The sequence below is a fragment of the Grimontia sedimenti genome, assembly GCF_011045095.1.
Taxonomy (GTDB): Bacteria; Pseudomonadota; Gammaproteobacteria; order Enterobacterales; family Vibrionaceae; genus Enterovibrio; species Enterovibrio sedimenti.
Genome location: NZ_JAALDL010000017.1, coordinates 51,286 through 72,328, shown reverse-complemented (window position 1 = coordinate 72,328; position 21,043 = coordinate 51,286). Strand labels below are relative to the sequence as shown.

The 21,043-nt window shown below is 49.9% G+C and carries 17 protein-coding genes and 1 pseudogene; 9 read left to right on the top strand and 9 right to left on the bottom strand.

All coding sequences use genetic code 11. The features are described from left to right. Nucleotides 1-9: 9 nt before the first annotated feature. Nucleotides 10-903 (bottom strand): virulence factor BrkB family protein, encoded by an 894-nt coding sequence (locus G5S52_RS19255; protein WP_165017537.1) that lies wholly within the window; start codon nt 901-903, stop codon nt 10-12. A 42-nt stretch (nt 904-945) separates the two neighbouring features. On the opposite strand from G5S52_RS19255, the gene G5S52_RS19250 reads away from it, so the two are divergent. Both G5S52_RS19250 and G5S52_RS19245 read left to right on the top strand, forming a co-directional pair. Further along, the gene (locus tag G5S52_RS19250) at nt 946-1,581 is read left to right on the top strand and encodes a DUF2959 domain-containing protein (RefSeq protein ID WP_165017534.1); all 636 of its coding nucleotides are present in this window, start codon (nt 946-948) and stop codon (nt 1,579-1,581) included. Between the two features lie 157 nt (nt 1,582-1,738). After that, nucleotides 1,739-1,987 carry a GlsB/YeaQ/YmgE family stress response membrane protein gene (locus G5S52_RS19245; RefSeq protein WP_002539716.1) on the top strand — a complete coding sequence of 83 codons (249 nt, stop codon included), beginning with the start codon at nt 1,739-1,741 and terminating at the stop codon, nt 1,985-1,987. 71 nt (nt 1,988-2,058) lie between these two features. Here the strand turns inward: G5S52_RS19245 and typA are convergent, their stop codons facing one another. Next, on the bottom strand, nt 2,059-3,888 hold the full coding sequence (typA, locus tag G5S52_RS19240; protein WP_002539714.1) for a translational GTPase TypA: 1,830 nt from the start codon (nt 3,886-3,888) through the stop codon (nt 2,059-2,061). A gap of 622 nt (nt 3,889-4,510) precedes the next feature. Between typA and glnA the strand changes: the two genes are divergently transcribed. The 5 genes from glnA (at nt 4,511) to add (ending at nt 10,335) form a co-directional block, all read left to right on the top strand. Continuing rightward, the gene (gene glnA, locus G5S52_RS19235; RefSeq protein WP_002539711.1) at nt 4,511-5,920 is read left to right on the top strand and encodes a glutamate--ammonia ligase; all 1,410 of its coding nucleotides are present in this window, start codon (nt 4,511-4,513) and stop codon (nt 5,918-5,920) included. A gap of 121 nt (nt 5,921-6,041) precedes the next feature. Further along, on the top strand, nt 6,042-6,605 hold the full coding sequence (locus G5S52_RS19230; RefSeq protein ID WP_165017531.1) for a DUF4124 domain-containing protein: 564 nt from the start codon (nt 6,042-6,044) through the stop codon (nt 6,603-6,605). Nucleotides 6,606-6,725: 120 nt separating this feature from the next. Next, nucleotides 6,726-7,772, top strand: a complete 1,047-nt coding sequence (gene glnL / locus G5S52_RS19225; RefSeq protein ID WP_165017528.1) for a nitrogen regulation protein NR(II) — start codon at nt 6,726-6,728, stop codon at nt 7,770-7,772. Between the two features lie 9 nt (nt 7,773-7,781). After that, complete coding sequence (glnG, locus tag G5S52_RS19220; RefSeq protein WP_165017525.1) at nt 7,782-9,188, top strand: nitrogen regulation protein NR(I); 1,407 nt, start codon at nt 7,782-7,784, stop codon at nt 9,186-9,188. Nucleotides 9,189-9,330: 142 nt separating this feature from the next. Then, entirely contained in the window at nt 9,331-10,335 is a 1,005-nt protein-coding gene (add, locus tag G5S52_RS19215; protein ID WP_165017522.1) for an adenosine deaminase, read from the top strand. A 352-nt stretch (nt 10,336-10,687) separates the two neighbouring features. On the opposite strand, the gene hemN is transcribed toward add, so the two are convergent. The 5 genes and pseudogenes from hemN to G5S52_RS19190 form a co-directional block, all read right to left on the bottom strand. Next, entirely contained in the window at nt 10,688-12,061 is a 1,374-nt protein-coding gene (gene hemN, locus G5S52_RS19210; RefSeq protein WP_165017519.1) for an oxygen-independent coproporphyrinogen III oxidase, read from the bottom strand. A gap of 135 nt (nt 12,062-12,196) precedes the next feature. Then, a complete protein-coding gene (locus G5S52_RS19205) occupies nt 12,197-12,694 on the bottom strand; it encodes a DUF2489 domain-containing protein (RefSeq protein WP_046305096.1) in 498 nt (165 codons plus the stop codon). Further along, complete coding sequence (yihI, locus tag G5S52_RS19200) at nt 12,695-13,240, bottom strand: Der GTPase-activating protein YihI (RefSeq protein ID WP_165017516.1); 546 nt, start codon at nt 13,238-13,240, stop codon at nt 12,695-12,697. After that, nucleotides 13,237-13,883 (bottom strand): annotated as a pseudogene (locus G5S52_RS19195) (class I SAM-dependent methyltransferase). The gene yihI and the pseudogene G5S52_RS19195 overlap by 4 nt, the downstream one beginning before the upstream one ends. A 676-nt stretch (nt 13,884-14,559) precedes the next feature. Then, entirely contained in the window at nt 14,560-15,177 is a 618-nt protein-coding gene (locus G5S52_RS19190; RefSeq protein WP_165017514.1) for a c-type cytochrome, read from the bottom strand. 149 nt (nt 15,178-15,326) lie between these two features. On the opposite strand from G5S52_RS19190, the gene yihA reads away from it, so the two are divergent. After that, nucleotides 15,327-15,983, top strand: coding sequence for a ribosome biogenesis GTP-binding protein YihA/YsxC (gene yihA, locus G5S52_RS19185; protein WP_046305105.1), 657 nt, complete (start codon nt 15,327-15,329; stop codon nt 15,981-15,983). A gap of 610 nt (nt 15,984-16,593) precedes the next feature. Here the strand turns inward: yihA and spfP are convergent. Both spfP and polA read right to left on the bottom strand, forming a co-directional pair. Then, nucleotides 16,594-16,641 carry a small protein SpfP gene (spfP, locus tag G5S52_RS24475; protein WP_438356882.1) on the bottom strand — a complete coding sequence of 16 codons (48 nt, stop codon included), beginning with the start codon at nt 16,639-16,641 and terminating at the stop codon, nt 16,594-16,596. Nucleotides 16,642-16,850: 209 nt separating this feature from the next. Continuing rightward, on the bottom strand, nt 16,851-19,646 hold the full coding sequence (gene polA, locus G5S52_RS19180; protein ID WP_165017511.1) for a DNA polymerase I: 2,796 nt from the start codon (nt 19,644-19,646) through the stop codon (nt 16,851-16,853). A 529-nt stretch (nt 19,647-20,175) separates the two neighbouring features. Between polA and elbB the strand changes: the two genes are divergently transcribed. Next, entirely contained in the window at nt 20,176-20,826 is a 651-nt protein-coding gene (elbB, locus tag G5S52_RS19175) for an isoprenoid biosynthesis glyoxalase ElbB (protein WP_165017508.1), read from the top strand. Nucleotides 20,827-21,043: the final 217 nt, after the last annotated feature.

Genomic DNA, 21,043 nt, shown 5'->3' with positions numbered 1-21,043 from the left:
CTTATCGTCTTAATTATCATTAAGTTGTTTGGGTTCTGAAGGGGTGGGTGTATCCCACATCTGACGCTCGCCGAGCGAAGCGGTGATCTCAGCCCCAATCAGCACGATACACCAGCTGAGATAGACCCAGACAAACAGCAAAGGGACCACAGCCAGCGCACCGTAAATCAGTTCATAGGATGGAAAATTGGTGGCATAGAAGGCAAAGCCTTTTTTACTGAATTCAAATAGCAGAGCAGCTGATATCGCCCCGGCAGATGCATGCGCAAGGCGCACCCGGCAATTAGGTACCAGCGTATAGAGCCCCAAAAATGCCAGACCGGTGAGCAAAAACGGCAACCACTTCAGCAAGGTTGGCGCCCATATGTCTGCCCCATCAAGCTCGAGCAGGTTCAATGACCCCAGATAAGAGCTCACACCCAGACTGCTGCCCACCAACACAGGACCAAGGGTCAGTACCATCCAGTAAATAGAAAACGACACCACAGGCGCGCGCTTGTGCTTGATTCGCCAAATGTAGTTCAGGCTCTTGTCGATAGCGGAGATCAGCATCAAGGCCACCACAAACAGGAAGGCCACACCGACAGCAGTCATCTTGCCTGCGTTAGCGACGAACTGGTTGAGGTATTGCTCTAAGGCATCACCGGAGGCAGGGACAAAGTTATGCAGTACAAAAGTGCGGATCTGATCGCCGGCATCAGCAAAGCCTGGGATTAACGATAATGCTGACAGCACCACAGTGATGAGCGGTACCAGCGACAGCAAAGTGACATAAGCCATGTAACCGGCAGTCACTGTCAGGCGGTCATGAATAACACGTCGAATAAGATGCCTTGTGAAGGCGAACAGAATTTGCCCTACCTTGGGCAATGAATGCTTGAGTCGTTCCAATGCTTCAACCATAGTCTTTATTTAGAAAATTAATCATACACGAAGGAGTGTACCGTGCGCCTCATCTCCACCCTGCTTTTGTTTTTTACGCTGGCTGGCTGCCAGTCAGCTTACTACGCCACCATGGAAAAGGTTGGCGTGCATAAGCGTGACATCATGGCCGATCGCGTTGAGGCGGCTTCCGATGCACAGCAGGAAGCCAGCGAGCAGTTTACCAGTGCACTTGATGCACTCACCACTCTGACTAATTTTGATGGTGGAGAGTTACAAACAATGTACGACACCATCAACGATCAATATGAAGACAGCGAAGCTGCGGTGGAAAACGTGCGCGAGCGCATCGATGCCGTTGAGGATGTGTCTGATGCCCTGTTCGATGAATGGCGCGAAGAGTTGTCACTCTATTCCAGTGCCACGCTTCGCCGTGACAGCGAACGTAAACTCAAGGAAACCGAGCGCAGTTACGCGCAAATGCTGTCTGCGATGAAAAAAGCAGAAAGCAAAATGGAGCCAGTTCTCGACACATTACGTGATAACACCCTTTACCTGAAGCACAACCTCAATGCCGCTGCGATTGGCGCTTTGAAGGGAGAGTTTGCCGGTTTAGAAAATGAAATAAATCGCGCGATCAAAGACATGCAAACCGCAATTGCGGAGTCAGAGCGCTTCCTGGTAACCCTAAAGAACTAAGATTCATATCTGAAAGCGTCTCAATGTTTTTCTCTATTTTGAAACAGACGGTGTGAGACAAACTGCCGTAATGTGTGCCCAGGCAATTTACTGCCTGCATTCAACGGTATTGGTAAATCCATAAGTATTTACCGTCTCTCAACTTGGAGGAGAACACATGAGCATTATTTCTTGGATCATTCTTGGCTTACTCGCAGGTATTCTCGCGAAGTGGATCATGCCAGGAAAAGACGGTGGCGGTTTCATCATCACTACCCTGTTGGGTATTGCAGGTGCCGTAGTGGGTGGCTGGGTCAGCACACTGCTGGGCATTGGCACCACAACCGGTCTGAGCATTGGCGGCATCGTAATGGCAACAGTGGGCGCACTTATCCTCCTGTTTGTTTACAACAAGTTCGTCAAATAACGCAGAAAAACAAAAGCGATAGAGACAAAAAAGCCTCCCAACCGGGAGGCTTTTTACGTTCCTAAGAAGGCTTACTTGCTGCCGCGGCTTGCGCGCTTACGGTCAGTTTCAGTCAGCAGTTTCTTACGGATACGGATGCTTTCTGGGGTGACTTCTACCAGCTCGTCGTCATCGATGAACTCCAGAGCCTGCTCCAGTGTGTACTTGATTGGTGAAGTCAGTACCTGTGCGTCATCAGTACCTGATGCACGTACGTTGGTCAGCTGCTTACCTTTCAGGGCGTTAACAGTCAGGTCATTGTCACGGCTGTGAATACCGATAACCATACCTTCGTAAACTTCAACACCGTGACCGATAAACAGACGACCACGCTCCTGCAGGTTGAACAGGGCGTTAGTCAGGGCTTTACCCGCTGCGTTCGCAATCAGTACGCCGTTGTTACGCTGGCCGATGTTACCGCCTTTGTGTGGACCGTAGTGGTCATAGGTGTGGTACATCAGACCTGAGCCAGAAGTCAGGGTCATGAACTCAGTCTGGAAGCCAATCAGGCCACGAGATGGCATGATGAAGTCCATACGTACACGGCCTTTACCGTCTGGAGACATGTCTTTCAGCTCACCTTTACGCAGGCCGATTTTCTCCATGATGCCGCCCTGGTGCTCTTCCTGAACGTCGATGGTTACGGTCTCAAACGGTTCCATCAGCTGGCCATCTTCTTCTTTCAGAATAACTTCTGGACGAGATACAGCAAGCTCGAAGCCTTCACGACGCATGTTTTCGATCAGGATAGACAGGTGCAGTTCACCACGACCTGAAACGCGGAATTTATCCGGGTCTTCAGTTTCTTCAACGCGCAGTGCAACGTTGTGAACCAGTTCTTTCTGCAGACGCTCAAGGATGTTACGTGAAGTCACGAACTTACCTTCTTTACCTGCGAAAGGAGAGGTGTTCACCTGGAAAGTCATGGTCACAGTTGGTTCGTCAACAGACAGCGCTGGCAGCGCTTCAACCGCGTTCACGTCACAGATGGTGTCAGAGATTTTCAGCTCGCCCAGACCGGTGATTGCGATAATGTCACCTGCCGCTGCAGATGCAACGTCATGACGCTCAAGGCCCAGGTAACCCAGTACCGTACCGACTTTACCGTTACGGGTTTTACCGTCAGCACCTACGATGGTCACTTGCTGGTTAGGTTTTACAGAACCACGGGTCACACGGCCAACACCGATAACGCCAACGTAAGAGCTGTAGTCCAGCTGAGAGATCTGCATTTGCAGAGAGCCGTCAGTATCAACTTCTGGTGCTGATACGTTATCAACGATAGCCTGGAACAGTGGTTCCATGTTCTCGCCGGTTTCGCCTTCTTCCAGGGTCGCCCAACCGTTCAGTGCTGATGCGTAAACCACTTGGAAGTCCAGCTGCTCGTCAGTTGCACCCAGGTTATCGAACAGGTCAAATACCTGATCCATTACCCAGTCAGGACGCGCTCCAGGACGGTCGATTTTGTTGATAACAACGATTGGCTTCAGACCGTGTGCGAACGCTTTTTGCGTTACGAAGCGAGTTTGTGGCATTGGGCCATCAACTGCGTCAACGATCAGAAGTACAGAGTCAACCATCGACATGATACGTTCCACTTCACCACCGAAGTCGGCGTGTCCTGGGGTATCTACGATGTTGATGCGGTAATCATTCCAGTTAATCGCGGTGTTCTTCGCCAGAATGGTAATGCCACGCTCTTTCTCGATGTCGTTCGAGTCCATGACGCGTTCTTCGTGCTCGCCACGGGTTTCCAGGGTGCCAGACTGCTGAAGCAGTTTGTCAACCAGGGTGGTTTTACCGTGGTCAACGTGCGCGATGATCGCGATGTTTCTTAGTTTATCTATCTGTAAAGTAGACATGGGTTCTCTTTCACTCAAAAAAGATGTGCCGCCAAAAGCTCCGGCTTTGCCGAAAGCGCTCACCGCCACTGATTAAAAATCCGGCCGTAATTTACCAGATTTTTATTGAAACCCACGAAATATGTGACTTAGGATCAATTTATATTCGTTCTGCCTTGTTACCGACACAAAAAGCCCACTTTGGAAGCCTGTCTCCATCCCTTATCCAATACTGCCTGCGGGCGAACAGTGCGCTACATTTGGGCAACATTTTCCTCGCTTATCATGGGTCGACTTCTTGCGTTTTTTATTGCACCACAATAGGCCGACTTTCGATCCACCTCACAGCTCCAACATTGTCTTATCCATCCCATTGATCTGACGTTGACAACATAGCCGAACCGCTGCTGAATGAGTTGATTGGCACGCAACCCTTCCAGTTGCACCATCTTGGTGCGGACGCGCACCATAATTGATCGAAGTAACGCACTTTTTTAAGTCATTTTCGTGTAAAAGCGCAGAATGACTGGGATTTCAAACTTGGCACACTTTTAGCTTTAGTGGAGCCAGACCCATTTTTTGGTGGAACGCATAGAAGCAACTTCACCAAGTTAGAGAACAATGACACCGGAGGTTTATTCACATGTCAGTAGAAAACGTACTCGCCTTAATCCAAGAGCACGAAGTTAAGTTTGTTGACCTGCGCTTCACCGATACCAAAGGTAAAGAGCAACACATCTCAATCCCAGCACACCAGATCGACGCGGACTTCTTCGAAGAAGGTAAAATGTTCGACGGTTCATCTGTTGCAGGTTGGAAAGGCATTAACGAGTCAGACATGGTGATGATGCCTGACGCGTCTTCAGCAGTACTTGACCCATTCACGGAAGACGCAACGCTGAACGTACGTTGTGACATTCTTGAGCCAGCAACTATGCAAGGCTACGACCGTGACCCACGTTCTATCGCAAAACGCGCTGAAGACTACATGCGCTCTACCGGTATCGCAGACACTGTTCTGATCGGTCCTGAGCCAGAGTTCTTCCTGTTTGACGATGTGAAATTCGCGACTGACATGTCAGGTTCTTTCTTCAAGATCGACGACGTAGAAGCAGCATGGAACACAGGTTCTGATTTCGAAGGCGGTAACAAAGGTCACCGTCCAGGCGTTAAAGGCGGTTACTTCCCAGTAGCACCAGTTGATTCATCTCAAGACATCCGTTCAGCAATGTGTCTGGTGATGGAAGAGATGGGTCTGGTTGTTGAAGCACACCACCACGAAGTAGCAACTGCGGGTCAGAACGAAATCGCAACGCGTTTCAATACCCTGACCAGCAAAGCGGATGAAATCCAAATCTACAAGTACGTTGTTCACAACGTAGCGCACGCATTTGGTAAGACTGCGACCTTCATGCCTAAGCCACTGGTTGGCGATAACGGTTCAGGTATGCACGTTCACCAATCTCTGGCGAAAGACGGTCAAAACCTGTTCGCTGGCGACAAGTACGGCGGCCTGTCTGAAACTGCTCTGTACTACATCGGTGGTATCATCAAGCACGCTCGCGCAATCAACGCATTCGCGAACGCGTCTACCAACTCATACAAGCGTCTGGTTCCAGGCTTCGAAGCTCCTGTTATGCTGGCATACTCTGCACGTAACCGTTCTGCTTCTATCCGTATCCCAGTGGTACCAAGCCCGAAAGCACGTCGTATCGAAGTTCGCTTCGGTGATCCATCTGCTAACCCATACCTGGCGTTTGCAGCAATGCTGATGGCTGGTCTTGACGGTATTAAGAACAAGATCCACCCTGGCGATGCAATGGATAAAGACCTGTACGACCTGCCAGCAGAAGAAGCAGCAGAAATCCCAACTGTTGCTGAGTCTCTGCAGCAAGCTCTGCAAGCACTGAGCGACGATCGTGAGTTCCTGACTTCAGGCGGCGTATTCTCTGATGACTTCATCGATTCTTACATCGCACTGAAATCTCAGGACGTTGAGAAGGTGAACATGACCACTCACCCACTGGAATTCGAACTGTACTACTCAGTGTAATTCAACGGGTTTCATACCAAATCAAAGGGCTCGCTCACAGGCGGGCCCTTTTTCTATTGTCTGGATTTCTCCCCCGCGGAAAATAGGTTTGTTGGCATCCCGCCAGAAACTCAAGGAATTCATGATGCGCAAAATCGGTATGCTCCTTTTTGGTGCACTGTCTGTGTCCGCCAGCGCGGGTGAGTATTACCGCTGGGTTGATGAAAATGGCACTCTGCATTTCAGCGATTCGCCACCTTCTGCGAGTTTGGAGCTCGAGGTGGAGTTAGGTACGATTCCTCTACCCGCTCAGGGGCCATCCAATGTTGCTTCACCTACCGTTCCGGAAGCGCCGCCCATACCTGATGCGCCCGAAGCGCCGCCGCTGGCCAGCTCAATTTCCCTGCTGTCTCCGGGCGATGAGGTCACCATTCGCAGTAATGAAGGCAGTATCACCCTCAACATTTCTACCGATCTGCCACTAGGGAAAAATCAATCTGTTCGCGCCGTGATTGATGGAAAGAAACAGCCCGCCTCAAAAGGGGCATCTTTAACCCTAACCAACGTTGATCGGGGCACCCACACCATAAAGGTGCAATTACTACAAGATGGCAAGGTAATTGCAGCATCCCATTCAATAACCGTGTATCTGCATCGGGCAACCAAGAAAAAAGCACTGCCTCCGGGCAAGCCAAGCCCCAGATAACACAGGTTAAGACGCTATTTGGCAGCGCTGCTGTAGAAAGCGGTTTTTCTTCGCTGCACAACAACGCACTATCGAGTAAACTAGATTGCACCATATTGGTGCAATCAAAAGGAAGGTAATGTGGCCACGCTGACCGAAACTGTTATGGATAACCTGATCACTGCGGTGTTGGTGCTTGATAATGATCTTGTTGTCACCTACGCCAACCCTGCAGCCGAGCAACTGCTCTGCCTAAGTGCACGTCGTTTACTGGAGCATCCCCTTCCTGAATTGTTGCAACACTGTTCAATCGACCTCAGCCTGGTCAAGGAAACGCTTTCTGGCGGTCAAGGACTCACTGACAGCGATGTCACCATCGTCGTGGATGGCCATCAGCGCAAAGTAGAACTGAGTGCCAGCCCTTTGATGTGGGCGCGCAGTCCTTCCATGCTGATTGAAATCAAAGCCATTGGCCATCAACAGCAAATCAGTAAAGAGTTGCAGCAGCAGGCACAACAACAGGCTGCCAAAGAGCTGGTGCGTGGTCTTGCCCATGAAATTAAAAACCCGCTCGGTGGCCTTCGTGGTGCGGCTCAGCTTTTAGAGAAAATGCTGCCCGACCCAAATCTTGCGGAATATACCCGCATCATCATTGAGCAGGCTGACCGTCTGCGCAATCTGGTCGACAGATTACTGGGGCCACAAAAGCCCGGTCACCGCCAGCAAGAGAACATTCACGTGGTGCTTGAGAAAGTTCGCCAACTGGTCGAGCTCAGTGCAGGCAAGGTCAACCTAGATCGTGACTATGACCCGAGCTTACCCGATATAGAAATGGACCCTGAACAGATGGAGCAGGCCATTCTCAACGTGGTGAACAATGCGGCGCAAATTATGGGAGACAGCCCAAATGCCGAAATCACCCTCCGCACCCGCACTGAACATCAAGTCGTGATTGGCGGGAAGCGCCACCGTTTGGCTGCACGTATAGATATTTCTGACAATGGTCCTGGCATCGCCCCTGAGCTCCAGGACACCTTGTTTTATCCCATGGTGTCAGGGCGCCCCGGAGGCACAGGGCTTGGACTTTCCATTACCCGAAACCTCATAGATCAGCATAAAGGCAAGATTTACGTTAATAGCTGGCCGGGACACACCACTTTCACCATTTTGTTACCAATTCGTCGCTAAGGGGAGAATATGAGCAAAGGACTAATCTGGGTCGTCGATGACGACAGCTCAATCCGCTGGGTACTGGAACGCACCCTGAGCGCAGCTGGGCTTGCTTGTGAAACTTTTGCCGACGCTGACAGCATGCTGGATGCATTAAACCGGGAAGTCCCGGATGTACTAGTCTCCGATATCCGCATGCCGGGCACCGATGGCTTCACCCTGCTAAACCGTCTGCAATCTGAATACCCGACATTACCCGTCATCATTATGACTGCTCACTCGGATCTGGATGCTGCGGTGAGTGCGTATCAGAAAGGGGCATTTGAATACCTGCCAAAGCCGTTTGATATTGATGAAGCCGTCGCTTTGGTTGAGCGCGCCGTCTCCCACAGTCAGGAACAAAAACGCCAGCGCTCTCCCAAGGAAACCATGGAAGCCGCACCGGAGATTATCGGTGAAGCGCCGTCTATGCAGGAAGTTTTCCGCGCCATTGGTCGCCTTTCCCGTTCTTCGATTTCCGTATTGATCAACGGCGAATCCGGCACGGGTAAAGAGCTGGTTGCCCATGCTCTTCACCGCCACAGCCCACGCGCGTCAAACTCTTTTATCGCACTTAACATGGCGGCCATCCCTAAAGATCTGATTGAATCAGAACTGTTTGGTCACGAGAAAGGGGCCTTTACCGGTGCCAACAATGTCCGTCAGGGCCGCTTTGAGCAAGCCAATGGCGGCACCCTGTTTCTGGATGAAATCGGTGATATGCCGCTGGATATCCAAACCCGTCTGCTGCGCGTGCTGGCCGATGGCCAGTTCTATCGTGTCGGTGGCCATCAGGCCATCAATGTGGATGTCCGTATCATTGCAGCAACCCACCAGAACCTCGAAAGGTTGGTGGCCGAAGGCAGTTTTCGTGAAGACTTGTTCCACCGCCTGAACGTGATTCGTGTTCACCTGCCGCCGCTTCGTGAGCGTCGTCAGGATATCGGTCAGCTCGCCAAACACTTTCTCAAGCGAGCGTCAGATGAGCTCGATATCGAGGTCAAATCACTGCACCCGACCACGCTGGATTTAATGTCAGGTCTTTCCTGGCCCGGTAACGTACGCCAGCTTGAAAACACCTGTCGCTGGCTGACAGTGATGGCGAGCGGTAAAGAAATTTTGCCCGAAGACTTACCGCCAGAGCTGATGCAGCCTGAATCAATGGAAAGTACCGGCGAAGGTGACAGCTGGCAGGCCGCACTATCCCAATGGGCCCGTCTGTCGCTGGATAACGGTGATGACAACCTGCTCCGTGAAGCCTTGCCTGAATTTGAACGTATCTTGCTGCGTGAAGCACTCAGCCACACCCGGGGGCACAAGCAGGAAGCAGCTAAACTGCTTGGTTGGGGACGTAACACCCTGACCCGTAAGCTCAAAGAGCTTCAAATGCCATAAACCCAAAACAGCTCACCATTTAAACAAATTTGGTAAACAACCTTTTCAAAACCGCCTTTTTAGGCGGTTTCCTTTTCCTGCCCTACTGACGACCTTGTATTTAGTCCTTATACTTTCCAAAAGTTGATTTAAGGATATTCACATGATCGCAACCCACCTTCCTCTGACGGATCTGCACCGTCACCTTGATGGCAATATTCGGATTAACACCATTCTGGAACTGGGTCAGAAGTTCGGCATGACGCTTCCTGCTGACACTATCGACACACTCCGCCCACACGTTCAGGTTATGTCTAACGAGCCGGATTTAGTTGGTTTCCTGTCCAAGCTGGATTGGGGTGTCGCTGTACTGGGCGATCTGGATGCGGTTCGCCGTGTTGCCTATGAAAACGTCGAAGACGCACTGAATGCACGCATTGACTATGCAGAGCTGCGTTTCTCGCCTTACTACATGGCGATGAAGCACCAACTGCCAGTGCAAGGTGTAGTGGAAGCGGTGATTGATGGCGTTCAGGCTGGTAGCCGTGACTTCGGCGTGAAAACCAACCTGATTGGTATCATGAGCCGTACTTTTGGTGTGGAAGCCTGCATGCAGGAGTTGGATGCGCTGTTGGCACTGAAAGAGCACCTGGTTGCTATCGATTTGGCCGGTGACGAGCTGGGCCAGCCGGGTCACCAGTTCAACGACCACTTTGCCAAAGTCCGCAAAGCTAACCTGAATGTGACTGTGCACGCTGGCGAAGCGGCAGGAGCAGAAAGCATGTGGCAGGCAATCAATGAGCTGGGCGCAACCCGTATCGGCCATGGTGTGAAAGCCATCGAAGACCCATCTTTGATGGAGTTTCTGGCGAAGAACCGTATTGGCATTGAGTCTTGCCTGACCTCTAATGTTCAAACCAGCACCGTGGCTTCATTGGAAGCACACCCGGTGAAACAATTCCTGGCACAAGGCATTCTGGCAACGTTAAACACCGATGACCCTGCAGTATCAGGTATCGAGTTGCCTTACGAGTACGAAGTGGCCGCACCGCAGGCGGGCCTGAGCCAAGCGCAAATCACTCAGCTTCAAGCGAACGGCATGGAAATCGCGTTCCTGTCTGATAGCGAAAAAGCGGAACTGAAAGCCAAAGCAGCATCCCGCAGCTAATCCGTTTACCTGAAAAATATCCTGAAAACACCGGCAAAAGCCGGTGTTTTTTTGTTCAAAACTCAAGTAGAATGCCGCCGAATTTTAAGCAACCAAGGTCAATGCAAAGCCTTTGCTTTGATAAGCCTCTTGGTTGAAAACCCATATTTACGCCGGATGAGAAGTATCATGTTCGACGCACTGTTTACCGCAAATGAAATTGTTGCTGCTGGCCCAGGTCAACTGGCAGCGGCAGCTCTGGCTGTGGTGCTGGCTATTTTCAGCATCGGCAGCGGCGTATAACGCCCCATCAACAGCCAACAAAAAAGCCGCTATCAGCGGCTTTTTTCGTTTCTTGTGCCGTGAGACAGCATTAAATCACACGGGAAAACTGCTGCTGACGCGCTCTGTCACGCAAGTAAGTGTCAAAGCACATGCAGATGTTGCGAATCAGCAGACGCCCTTTCAGCGTCACTTTAATGGTATCCGCATCGATGCTCACCAGCTCATCATCGACAAAGCACTGCAGCAATTCCAAATCTTCCGCAAAGTGGGTGTCGAAAGAAACATCGAACTCGCGTTCAATTGCACGCTTGTCCAGAGTAAAGTTGCAGATCAGCGATTTGATGACTTCGCGGCGAAGCAAGTCATCGCCATCCAGCATCACACCTTTCCACAGCGCATGGCGTTGCTCGTCGACCTGACCGTAGTATTTTTTCAGCTCTTTCTGGTTTTGTGCATAGCAATCACCAATCATGGAAATCGCCGACACCCCCAAGCCCAGCAGATCGCAATCGCCTTGGGTGGTGTAACCCTGGAAGTTTCTGTGGAGGATGCCTTCACGCTGCGCTACCGCCAGTTCATCATCCGGTAAGGCAAAGTGGTCCATACCGATAAACTGGTAGCCTGCGCCAGTCAGAGTGTTGATGGTTTGCTCCAGCATCGCCAGTTTTTCCTGTGGCGATGGCAAGTCGTCTTCTTTGATTTTTCGCTGCGCGGCAAACAGTTGTGGCAGGTGCGCATAGTTGAAAACAGACAGACGGCCCGGTTGCATGGTCAGCACTTGTTCCAACGTCTTGGCAAACGTCGCACCATTTTGGTGCGGCAGGCCATAAATCAGATCCAGGTTGGTCGAGCGGAAGCCCAATTCTTTGGCACGCACCACCATGGCTTTGATGAAGTCTTCATCTTGCTCCCGGTTCACCGCTTTCTGAACTGTCTTATCGAAATCCTGCACGCCGATACTTAGACGGTTGAAGCCTTCAGAGCGCAGGTGGTCGAGCATGTCGAGTTCAATCTCACGCGGATCCACTTCGATACTTATTTCTGCATCGGCATTGAGACGGAATTCTTCACGCAACAGGGACATCAGACGGGAAATCTGTTCCTTGGTCAGGAAAGTTGGTGTACCACCGCCCCAGTGCAGTTGTGTCACGTTGCGATCGCGAAGCAAATACGCACGTTGACGAATTTCCAGTTCCAGCGCATCAAGATACTGATCCGCTTTGTGTGCATGACGGGTGATCACCTTGTTACAGCCACAGTAGTAGCAAAGGGTGTGGCAGAACGGGATATGCACGTATAACGACAGATTACGATCTGGGTATTGGGTGCACGCCATATCAAACTCAGCCGCCGTGAAAACCTCGTGGAATTCCAGTGCGGTTGGGTAAGAGGTGTAACGCGGCCCTGAGTAGTTATACTTCTCGATCAGTGCCTGATCCCAGATAATTTGCTGCTTAGACATGTATGTTCCCGCCAAAATGAACAACCGGAAAGTGTAAGTTGGCTAATTCTGCCACACTCTCCGGCTGCTAAGAATTGTTCCCGCACAAGGAACGGGAAAATTGTTGGTCAGATCGTACCTTTTATGGCTGAGTCGTTAACTCGCTAAGGTACGCACTGGCGTCATTTTTGCGCCAGTAAATGCGAGGATTTCCTCAAGCTCTGTATGAATGGCCTGCTGAAGACGGGCTTCCGCCTTCATGCGCGCCATGTCGTGGCGCATGCGTTCACGCTTTTCGATCTTCTTACGCGCATCGCCACGTGGCATGTCTTTCACCACATCATACAGCTCGTAAAGTGCGGGGAAGCGCTCAGGGAATTCTACGCGCTTCTCTCCCTGCAGGTGGTCCATGATCATGTAAAGACGGATAGCCGCTTCTGACAGGTCGCACTGCTCTTGCAGTGTCGCCATGGCAATCACATCTACACTCTCAATGATTTTCTCGTTACGTTGCTTGATAGCGGCGTTCATCGCCTTTTCCTGCATTTTGGTTTGATGGCGAAGTTTCGACAACAACCAGCCTGCATACACAGCCAAACCGAGAATGATGGCACCACCGAGTACCACAACACCTATAGGAAGAGTTTCCAACACTTACTCCTGGTCAAATTTGAAGTTTTCAAACTCCGCCAGCAAATCGTCGTCACCGCGGCGTTTGTTTTTCTTCGGTGCTTCTTCCACTTCAGGCTCGTCCTCTTCGAACAGACCCAGTTGCTTCATTAGCACCTCAATGCGATCCAGCTTCTCATCAACATATTGCTGAAGGCCTGCGCCCAAGCTATCACCGTTTTCAATACGGTCGAGAAGCACATTTAGTTGCGCATCATTTTCCAACATTTCCAACTCCTGCTCAGCGCTCAGGCGACGGGCCTTCTTCGCTTCTGCAGATTTTGGATGTGGTTTGGCTTCTACCACCAACTGAATAGGTTTTTTGCTGCCCAGGCGCGGGTCGCGTTGTGCCTGCGCCTGACGCTGTTGCGCGATTTTGCCTTCTGAGTGACGTGAGCCAGACTTCAGGCCTTTGCGCTTGTTCTTACGTTTGCGTGCCAGCGCGGCAATGTCTTCTTTGGTCAGCGACTTCTCGCTGTATTGCGCAGGACCTTCAGAGCCAACTTTGCGGGCTTTTTTCTTACGGGTCATTCGTTTTTCTTCCTCAGTAAAATTACGTCGTTACCAACAAAGTCCACGTCAAGACCATCACGCTCGGCCAAAAAGCGGAACGTTTCGCGACTGAAAAAACTCACGTGGGTTGGGTCATTTTTGTAATGCCAGCTTTTGAAAGCTGGAGCATCAATAACGAGCTTGGTCATAATGGCTAACCAGCCTCCCGGCTTGACCAAGTTCAGCAATTGTCTCCATTCCCTGTGAGGCATATAAAAGTGTTCAATGGCTTCTGTACAGGTCACGAAATCATACGTAGCGTCCAACGCACTGAGGTTGGGCGCAAAATACGGATCGTACACGGCCATTTGGTGTCCGGCTTCTTCAAGCATGGCGGCTAAAGCCGGACCGGGACCACATCCAAAGTCTAAGCCTTGCTTGGCACCCTCACCCATTTTTCCATAAGCGGTGTCGCGAGACGGCTTAGGAAACGTCGATAGCCTTCATCTTCCACGACATTTTCATGTTTGTCGTAGACGGCTTTTTCTTCCTCCGGTGATAACAGGCACTCAGGGTCTGCAAAGACCAAGTAGCATTCCTGACAACGGAAGTAACGGCGACGTCTATCCTGCTCGAAATCGGCTGTATCAGCAGATCTACATAGAGGGCATTCAAGGGACATGGGGATTTCTACACCAAATTGAATGGCGGGAAATGTAGCAGAAAGTTGAATAAGAAAAAAGCGACAGGCAAAGCCTGTCGCTCTATAGCGTTCTAATGAACGGATTTACCGTTTTCATCCCTAACAGTAACACCACATCCCGGTGAATAAGGGTCCTTCTAAGCGCGGGCGTCCTGCCGTTTTTATTTGAGTTATTACTCGCAACGTCCTGTCGTCATCACCATCCTGGTGTGTGTCCTAACCTTTCGTCCTAAAGGTGGTCCATGCTGAGTGTGAATCCTTCACACTTTTGAATGCCGTCCTGACAACATAACGTCCTGGTCGCTGAGGCTTTCCTAAGCCAAAGTCCGTTTGAATCCTTGCCGCAGCCCTGCGAAATCGTCCTGATTGTCCTTTCCGTGTCGTGCTCCTGTCGACATGAATAAGTTTACGCTTTCGCCCTTATCAAAACAGGCGATAACTCACAATTCAAACAATCACTAAATGCACTTAAAAAGTATCTTTCTGAAATATAGAAGAAAAAATTAAAAACCAACAAATTTTTACGCACCTTTCTCTATAAAGAATGGTCGATCGCTTACAAGATCATGGGAAATAAAAGAAACCCAAACGAAAAAAGGCAGCGAATGCTGCCTTTTTGACGTCTTATTGCGCAATTTTGCTTTTGCACAATCTGTTAGTGCAGACCACCAACATAATTAGAAATCGCTTCAATTTCTTTATCAGACAGCTTCTGCGCCACAATGCGCATCATGCCGTTGAGGTCGTTGTTGCGCTGACCGTCACGGAATGCCATCAGTTGCGCTTTCACGTAATCAGCATGCTGACCAGAGATTTTCGGGAAGCCTGACAGTGCAGTACCGTTACCGCGAGGGCCGTGACATGCGATACAAGCCGCGATACCACGCTCTTGGTCACCAGCCATATACAGCTCTCTACCGATTTCGATAGAAGATTCCGGTGTCGTACCCGGCTTCGCTGTTTGTGATGCGTAGTATGCCGCCAAATCTGCCATGTCTTGCTCAGACAGTGCAGCCACCATGCCGGCCATCACGGCATTGTTACGACCTTGCTCTCCGCCAGTCGTCATACCCAGCTTGAACTCTTTGAGCTGCTTAAGAAGGTATTTTTCGTGCTGACCTGCAAGGCTAGGGTTGGCGGGAATGACGCTGTTACCGTCTGCACCGTGACAAGCGGCACAAGTGGCTGATTTTGCTTTACCTGCTTCTGCATCGCCTTGTGCAAAGGCAGTAAAGCTCGCGAATAAAGTGAGTAGTAGCGCTAATCTCTTCATGACATTCCATTTATAATTATCAAGCTTCCAATACCACGATGCCCACGCCATCATGATACAATCATCGAGCAAAAACCGAGCACGGTCATTTTACACAATTTCACATAAAAGTAATCAGTCGACTACATAAAGTCGAGACGGAGTTAACAGTGAATCCTTCACTCAACTATCGAAACACCCACTTTATTACCAGTGCGCCAGATATCAGGGCTTTACCTCATGATACTGGCATCGAGATCGCATTCGCAGGTCGTTCCAATGCTGGTAAATCTAGCTCAATAAACAGGCTTTGTGATCAAAAAAGCTTGGTGAAAACCAGTAAAACGCCAGGTCGCACACAATTAATCAACCTGTTTAAAGTGGATGAGGGATGCCACATTGTTGACTTGCCGGGTTACGGCTACGCGCAAGTGCCGCTGGAAATGAAGCTGAAATGGCAGAAATCTCTGGGCGAATACCTGCAAAAGCGTAACCAGCTTAAAGGCCTCGTCGTGCTGATGGATATCCGCCACCCACTGAAAGAGCTGGATCAGGATTTGATTTTCTGGGCGGTAGACAGCAACTTGCCGGTGCTGGCACTGCTAACCAAGTGTGACAAGCTGAAAAGCGGCGCGCGCAAAGCAGAGCTTTTAAAAGTGCGTGAAGCAGCCAAAGATTTTGGCGGTGATGTAGAAGTCGAGCTTTACTCATCACTAAAGGGTATTGGTGTCGATAAACTGCGTAAAAAGCTGGATGGTTGGTACGCTCCGGCACTCGAAATCCCACAAGAATCTGATCAGCAAGATACTGAAAACGACGACGCTTAATCTGTCAGGACGCTGAAAATAAAGACCCCACCATGTAGGTGGGGTAACGGGAGAGAAATAGGAGGTTTTTTTTAGTCGTTATAAAGCTAGTGTCAGTGATTTTCCCCAACCCCGCAAGTTAGACCCGCCTAAACACCTGTCATATTTGCCTCAAAGATCAGGCACCTGTTCTGTTAAAAATTCCAACACTTTGATTGTTAATCGCTTTATTTTTATTTGCCAAACTTATTTTTTTCATGAAATATCATGAGAATCGTATAAATAACGATCGTTTTCATTCTGGAAGTGAGTTACAGATTTGATTGGATAAAAAAAGACCGAATCGATCGCTCAATTCGGTCAGAAATAACGTGTGAGTTGCCTGTCGTAAGTTGGATTGCAGACAGCTCTGACACATCAAGAACAAGAAGCAGTGGTCATTATAACGCCAACGCCCTCAAATTAAAGTATTTACTCTAATAAACAGTAACAAAATACAAATACATCAATAGAAATTCAGCTAAGACAATGTATTTAAAGTAATTAAAGAGAGATATCCAGAAGAGGTGTTGGATAGGAAAAGTACAATAAAAAATGCCCCGGCTGACATTTGTCAACCGGGGCTGCTGAATCAGCTAAATCCAATAACGTGAAACAAAAGGTCTGAAAGATAGAACATCTTACCTCTGTACCCTACGCCTCTTACTGTATATCAAATGGCCGATTAAGAAAACCCTTTACGTAGTTTTTTTTCATCAAATTATAAAAATCAACACCTGATGTATTCATATTGTTTCATTTCAGAAATAAAAAAGCCCGCAGTAGCGGGCTTTTTTCGCGTTAAATTTTAAGTATTTGTGCGAGTCAGGTCGGAATCAACCGCCTGATTTAATGCGCCTGATCCCAGTTTTCGCCGCAACCAGACTCAGCGACCAGCGGAACTTCCAGCAGCGCAGCAGATTCCATTAACTTACAAACCTGTTGCTCAATGTCAGAAAGGTGTTCGGTATCTACTTCCAGCACCAATTCATCGTGAACCTGCATGATGAGCGCCACACGACCCTCAGGTTGGGTTTGAATCCAGGCATCCACCAAAATCATCGCGCGTTTGATGATATCTGCTGCCGTTCCCTGCATAGGAGCATTGATTGCAGCGCGCTCTGCCCCTTTGCGACGCATGGCATTACTGGATTTGATTTCCGGCAGGTGAAGACGGCGGCCAAAGATAGTTTCTACATAGCCCTGCTCCGCAGCCTGCAGTCGGGTGGTTTCCATGTACTGGCGCACACCAGGGTAGCGCTCGAAGTAGCGTTCCATGTATTGCTGCGCTTCACCACGTGGAATGCCGAGCTGTTTTGCCAAGCCAAACGCACTCATGCCATAGATAAGGCCAAAGTTAATGGCTTTAGCACGACGACGCATTTCTGAGGTCACATCACTGATATCAATCCCCATCACTTCCGCAGCCGTTGCCGCATGGATGTCTTTGCCGTGTCGGAAAGCATCAATCAGCGCTTCATCACCAGACAGGTGCGCCATGATACGAAGTTCGATTTGCGAGTAGTCGACTGCCAGAATGGTCTTACCTGCCGGTGCGATAAACGCCTGACGGATACGACGGCCTTCTTCATTGCGGATAGGAATGTTCTGAAGGTTCGGATCGGTTGATGACAAGCGACCCGTTGCCGTTACTGCCTGATGATAAGAAGTGTGCACACGGCCAGTAGCTGGTTTCACCATCTTCGGCAGTTTATCGGTGTAGGTGGATTTCAGCTTTGCCAGTCCACGGTATTCCAGAATGCGTTTTGGCAGCGGGTAATCCAGCGCCAGCTCCTGAAGCACTTCTTCGTTAGTAGAAGGGGTACCTGATGGCGTCTTCTTCAACACAGGAAGACCCATTTTCTCGAACAGGATCGCCTGAAGCTGCTTGGGTGAACTCAGGTTAAATTCTTCACCGGCAATCTCATAAGTTTCCTTTTCGAGCTCGTCCAAGCGAGTCGCAATTTCCTGAGATTGCTTCGCCAGCATTTCCGCACTGATCAACACACCATGGCGCTCAATACGCGACAGTACTGGCACCAACGGCATTTCATACTGTTCGAAAATAACTTTCAGTTTCTCGTCATTGTCGAGCTGCGCCATCAGGGCATTGTGTAAACGCAGGGTGACATCAGCATCTTCTGCTGCGTAAGGAGCCGCCTGATCCATTTCAATCTGATTGAACGTCAGCTGCTTCTTGCCCTTACCGGCAATCTCTTCAAAGCTGATGCACTTGTGCTGCAGGTAGCGAAGTGCCAGGCTATCCATGTCATGCTTACCTGCCACGCTGTTGAACACGTAAGATTCCAACATGGTGTCGTAAGCAATACCGCGCATCGCGATATCGTAACGTGCCAGCACGCTCGCATCGTATTTCAGGTTCTGGCCAACTTTCAGCGCACCGGCATCTTCGAGCCAGGCTTTCATTTCTGCCAGCACCCAGTCTCTGTCGAGCTGTTTCGGCGCATCCAGATAATCATGAGTCAGCGGCAGGTAAGCCGCTTCACCTTCAGCAACGGCGAAGGAAATGCCTACCAGGTTGGCTTCCATGTAGTCCAGGCTGTCGGTTTCGGTATCGAAAGCCACGACATTGGTTTTCTTCAGCTTCTCCATCCAGCGCTGGAAGTCTTCTTGTGTCAGGATGGTTTCGTATTGGCTGCGATCAATCGCAGCGGCTTCGAATGTCGCTTCTGCTTTGGCAGACGATTTCGCTGATGAAGCGCCAGAAGCTGCGCGCTCTGCGACGGCATCAACACCTGCACTGCCACTTTGGGCTTCTGCCAGCCAGCGCTTGAAGTTCAGTTCTGTGAAAAGCTCAACCAACTTGTCGTTATCTGCCGCGCGGTTAATCAGTTCTTCCGGCTTAAACGGCAGCTCACAATCAAGCTTAATAGTCGCAAGCTGATAAGAGAGGTAAGCATTCTCTTTGTTATCTTCTAGCTTCTTCGCCATGGTTTTTGAGCCACGGAAGCTAAGGTCTACAATCTTATCAAGGTTGTCATACAGCGCATCCAGACCACCGATACCGGCGATCAACGCCGTGGCGGTTTTCTCACCCACACCCGGTACGCCCGGAATGTTATCGACTTTATCGCCCATCAACGCGAGGTAATCGATGATGTGCTCTGGGCCAAAACCGTATTTGTCATGAACGCCTTGTGGCGTCATGATCACGTTGGTCATGGTGTTGATCAGGGTGACGTTTTCATCCACCAACTGCGCCATGTCTTTATCACCGGTGCTGATAAGGATTGGCATGCCTGCCTTAGAACCTTGCACAGCCAGTGTGCCGATAACGTCATCCGCTTCAACGCCTTCAATCACCAGCATCGGGAAACCCATGGCTTCAATGATTTGATGCAGCGGAGCAATTTGGCTGCGCAGATCATCCGGCATTGGCGGACGGTGCGCTTTGTATTCCGCATACATGTCGTCACGGAAGGTCTTGCCTTTGGCGTCGAAAATCACCGCCACATGAGATTGCGGATACTGTTTCACCAAGCTGCGCAGCATGTTCACCACGCCATAAACGGCACCTGTTGGCTCGCCATTGGCATTGGTCAGGTTTGGAGAAGCGTGGTACGCGCGGTAGAGATAAGAAGAGCCGTCGACCAGGATCAACGGGTTATCAGAAGTCGTCGCCATAACGTTATAAGCTAACCGGAAAATGATTGATGGGTAAGGATGCCACGAGTTCCGGAGTCTGTTAACCCGAGATTTCGCTCTTCGGCTCAGGAATGCCAAGGTGATCGCTTTGGATTTACAACATTATTCTTCTCTACTTAGCCGACCTTCCCCACCCTGTGCATAAGCCTTATACACAGCTCATTCACTAAAAATCGCTGTGGATAAGTTTGTTGGTATTTATTTTCAGGTCTGTAGATCAAATTCGGAATGCCATAAGGGAAAGAAATTTACCTTATAATTTTTAGACACTTAACCTTAAGTCATTGATCGTGATCAGGATCGATCGCCGATCATCGACTGTGGAAAAAGAAATTAGTGGCATGATCGAGTTATCCAGAAAAATTTTCTTTTATCGATCTGTAAGGATGTGATCCGGTTAGATTCAAATCCCTACCAGTTTGCTCATAAACTAGCCTAGCATTGATGAGCTGACAGGCTAGGAATGAGTGTTGATTGCCTGTCCCGAATTTATAATGAGGACGCATTTATGAAGAAAGTGGCAGTCATTCTGGCTGGTTGTGGGGTTTACGACGGCGCAGAGATCCATGAATCTGTTTTATCCCTGTTGGCCATTGAACAGGCGGGGGCTTCCTGGCATTGCTTCGCGCCGGATGTTGATCAACACCATGTGATTAATCACGCCGCGGGTGAGGAATCCGGTGAAACACGCAATGTTCTGGTAGAGGCGGCGCGCATTGCCCGCGGTGAAGTAACGCCACTCAGCGAACTTAATGTGAATGAGTTTGATGCCCTGTTGCTACCCGGCGGATTTGGCGTTGCTAAGAACCTGAGCACCTTTGCCACCAGCGACGAAGAAATGGAGATCGAGAAAGAAGTGCTGCGCGTGTGTAAGGCATTCGCCATCGCAGAAAAACCGGCGGGCTATGTCTGTATCTCTCCCGTCTTGATCCCGAAAGTGTATGGCCCCGGTGCGAAAGGGACTATCGGTAACGATCCGCAGACCGCAGCGGCTTTCAACGCCATGGGCGGTGAACACATTGATTGCCCAGTGGATGACTTCGTGCTGGATCAAAGCCGTCGCCTACTCTCAACACCGGCATACATGCTGGCAACCTCTGTCAGTCAGGCAAATGCGGGGATCGCTAAGCTGGTCAGTAAGCTGGTTGAACTGGCGTAGGGTTTAGCTAGGATAAAAAAGAAAAAAGCGACGCTTTTGAGCAAAAGCGTCGCCTGCATCAGGGTCAACTGCACAACGTAAGCAGTTTCATGCAAAAAACATATACTGGAAGCAATGTGAGCAATGTCGTGTGTCCGAAAGTAAGTTTCCCACTTGCCCTCGAACAAGACAAATAATAATCATTCTCATTACCATTTAGCAAGCAGTATTTTTGTTG

What these genes read in the sequence shown, in the direction of transcription:
- G5S52_RS19245 (WP_002539716.1), top strand. Translation starts at nt 1,739, where the DNA reads ATGAGCATTATTTCTTGGATCATTCTTGGCTTACTCGCAGGTATTCTC.
- typA (WP_002539714.1), bottom strand. Translation starts at nt 3,888, where the DNA reads ATGTCTACTTTACAGATAGATAAACTAAGAAACATCGCGATCATCGCG.
- elbB (WP_165017508.1), top strand. Translation starts at nt 20,176, where the DNA reads ATGAAGAAAGTGGCAGTCATTCTGGCTGGTTGTGGGGTTTACGACGGC.
- hemN (WP_165017519.1), bottom strand. Translation starts at nt 12,061, where the DNA reads ATGTCTAAGCAGCAAATTATCTGGGATCAGGCACTGATCGAGAAGTAT.
- G5S52_RS19190 (WP_165017514.1), bottom strand. Translation starts at nt 15,177, where the DNA reads ATGAAGAGATTAGCGCTACTACTCACTTTATTCGCGAGCTTTACTGCC.
- yihI (WP_165017516.1), bottom strand. Translation starts at nt 13,240, where the DNA reads ATGACCCGTAAGAAAAAAGCCCGCAAAGTTGGCTCTGAAGGTCCTGCG.
- add (WP_165017522.1), top strand. Translation starts at nt 9,331, where the DNA reads ATGATCGCAACCCACCTTCCTCTGACGGATCTGCACCGTCACCTTGAT.
- polA (WP_165017511.1), bottom strand. Translation starts at nt 19,646, where the DNA reads ATGGCGACGACTTCTGATAACCCGTTGATCCTGGTCGACGGCTCTTCT.
- glnG (WP_165017525.1), top strand. Translation starts at nt 7,782, where the DNA reads ATGAGCAAAGGACTAATCTGGGTCGTCGATGACGACAGCTCAATCCGC.
- G5S52_RS19255 (WP_165017537.1), bottom strand. Translation starts at nt 903, where the DNA reads ATGGTTGAAGCATTGGAACGACTCAAGCATTCATTGCCCAAGGTAGGG.
- glnA (WP_002539711.1), top strand. Translation starts at nt 4,511, where the DNA reads ATGTCAGTAGAAAACGTACTCGCCTTAATCCAAGAGCACGAAGTTAAG.
- G5S52_RS19230 (WP_165017531.1), top strand. Translation starts at nt 6,042, where the DNA reads ATGATGCGCAAAATCGGTATGCTCCTTTTTGGTGCACTGTCTGTGTCC.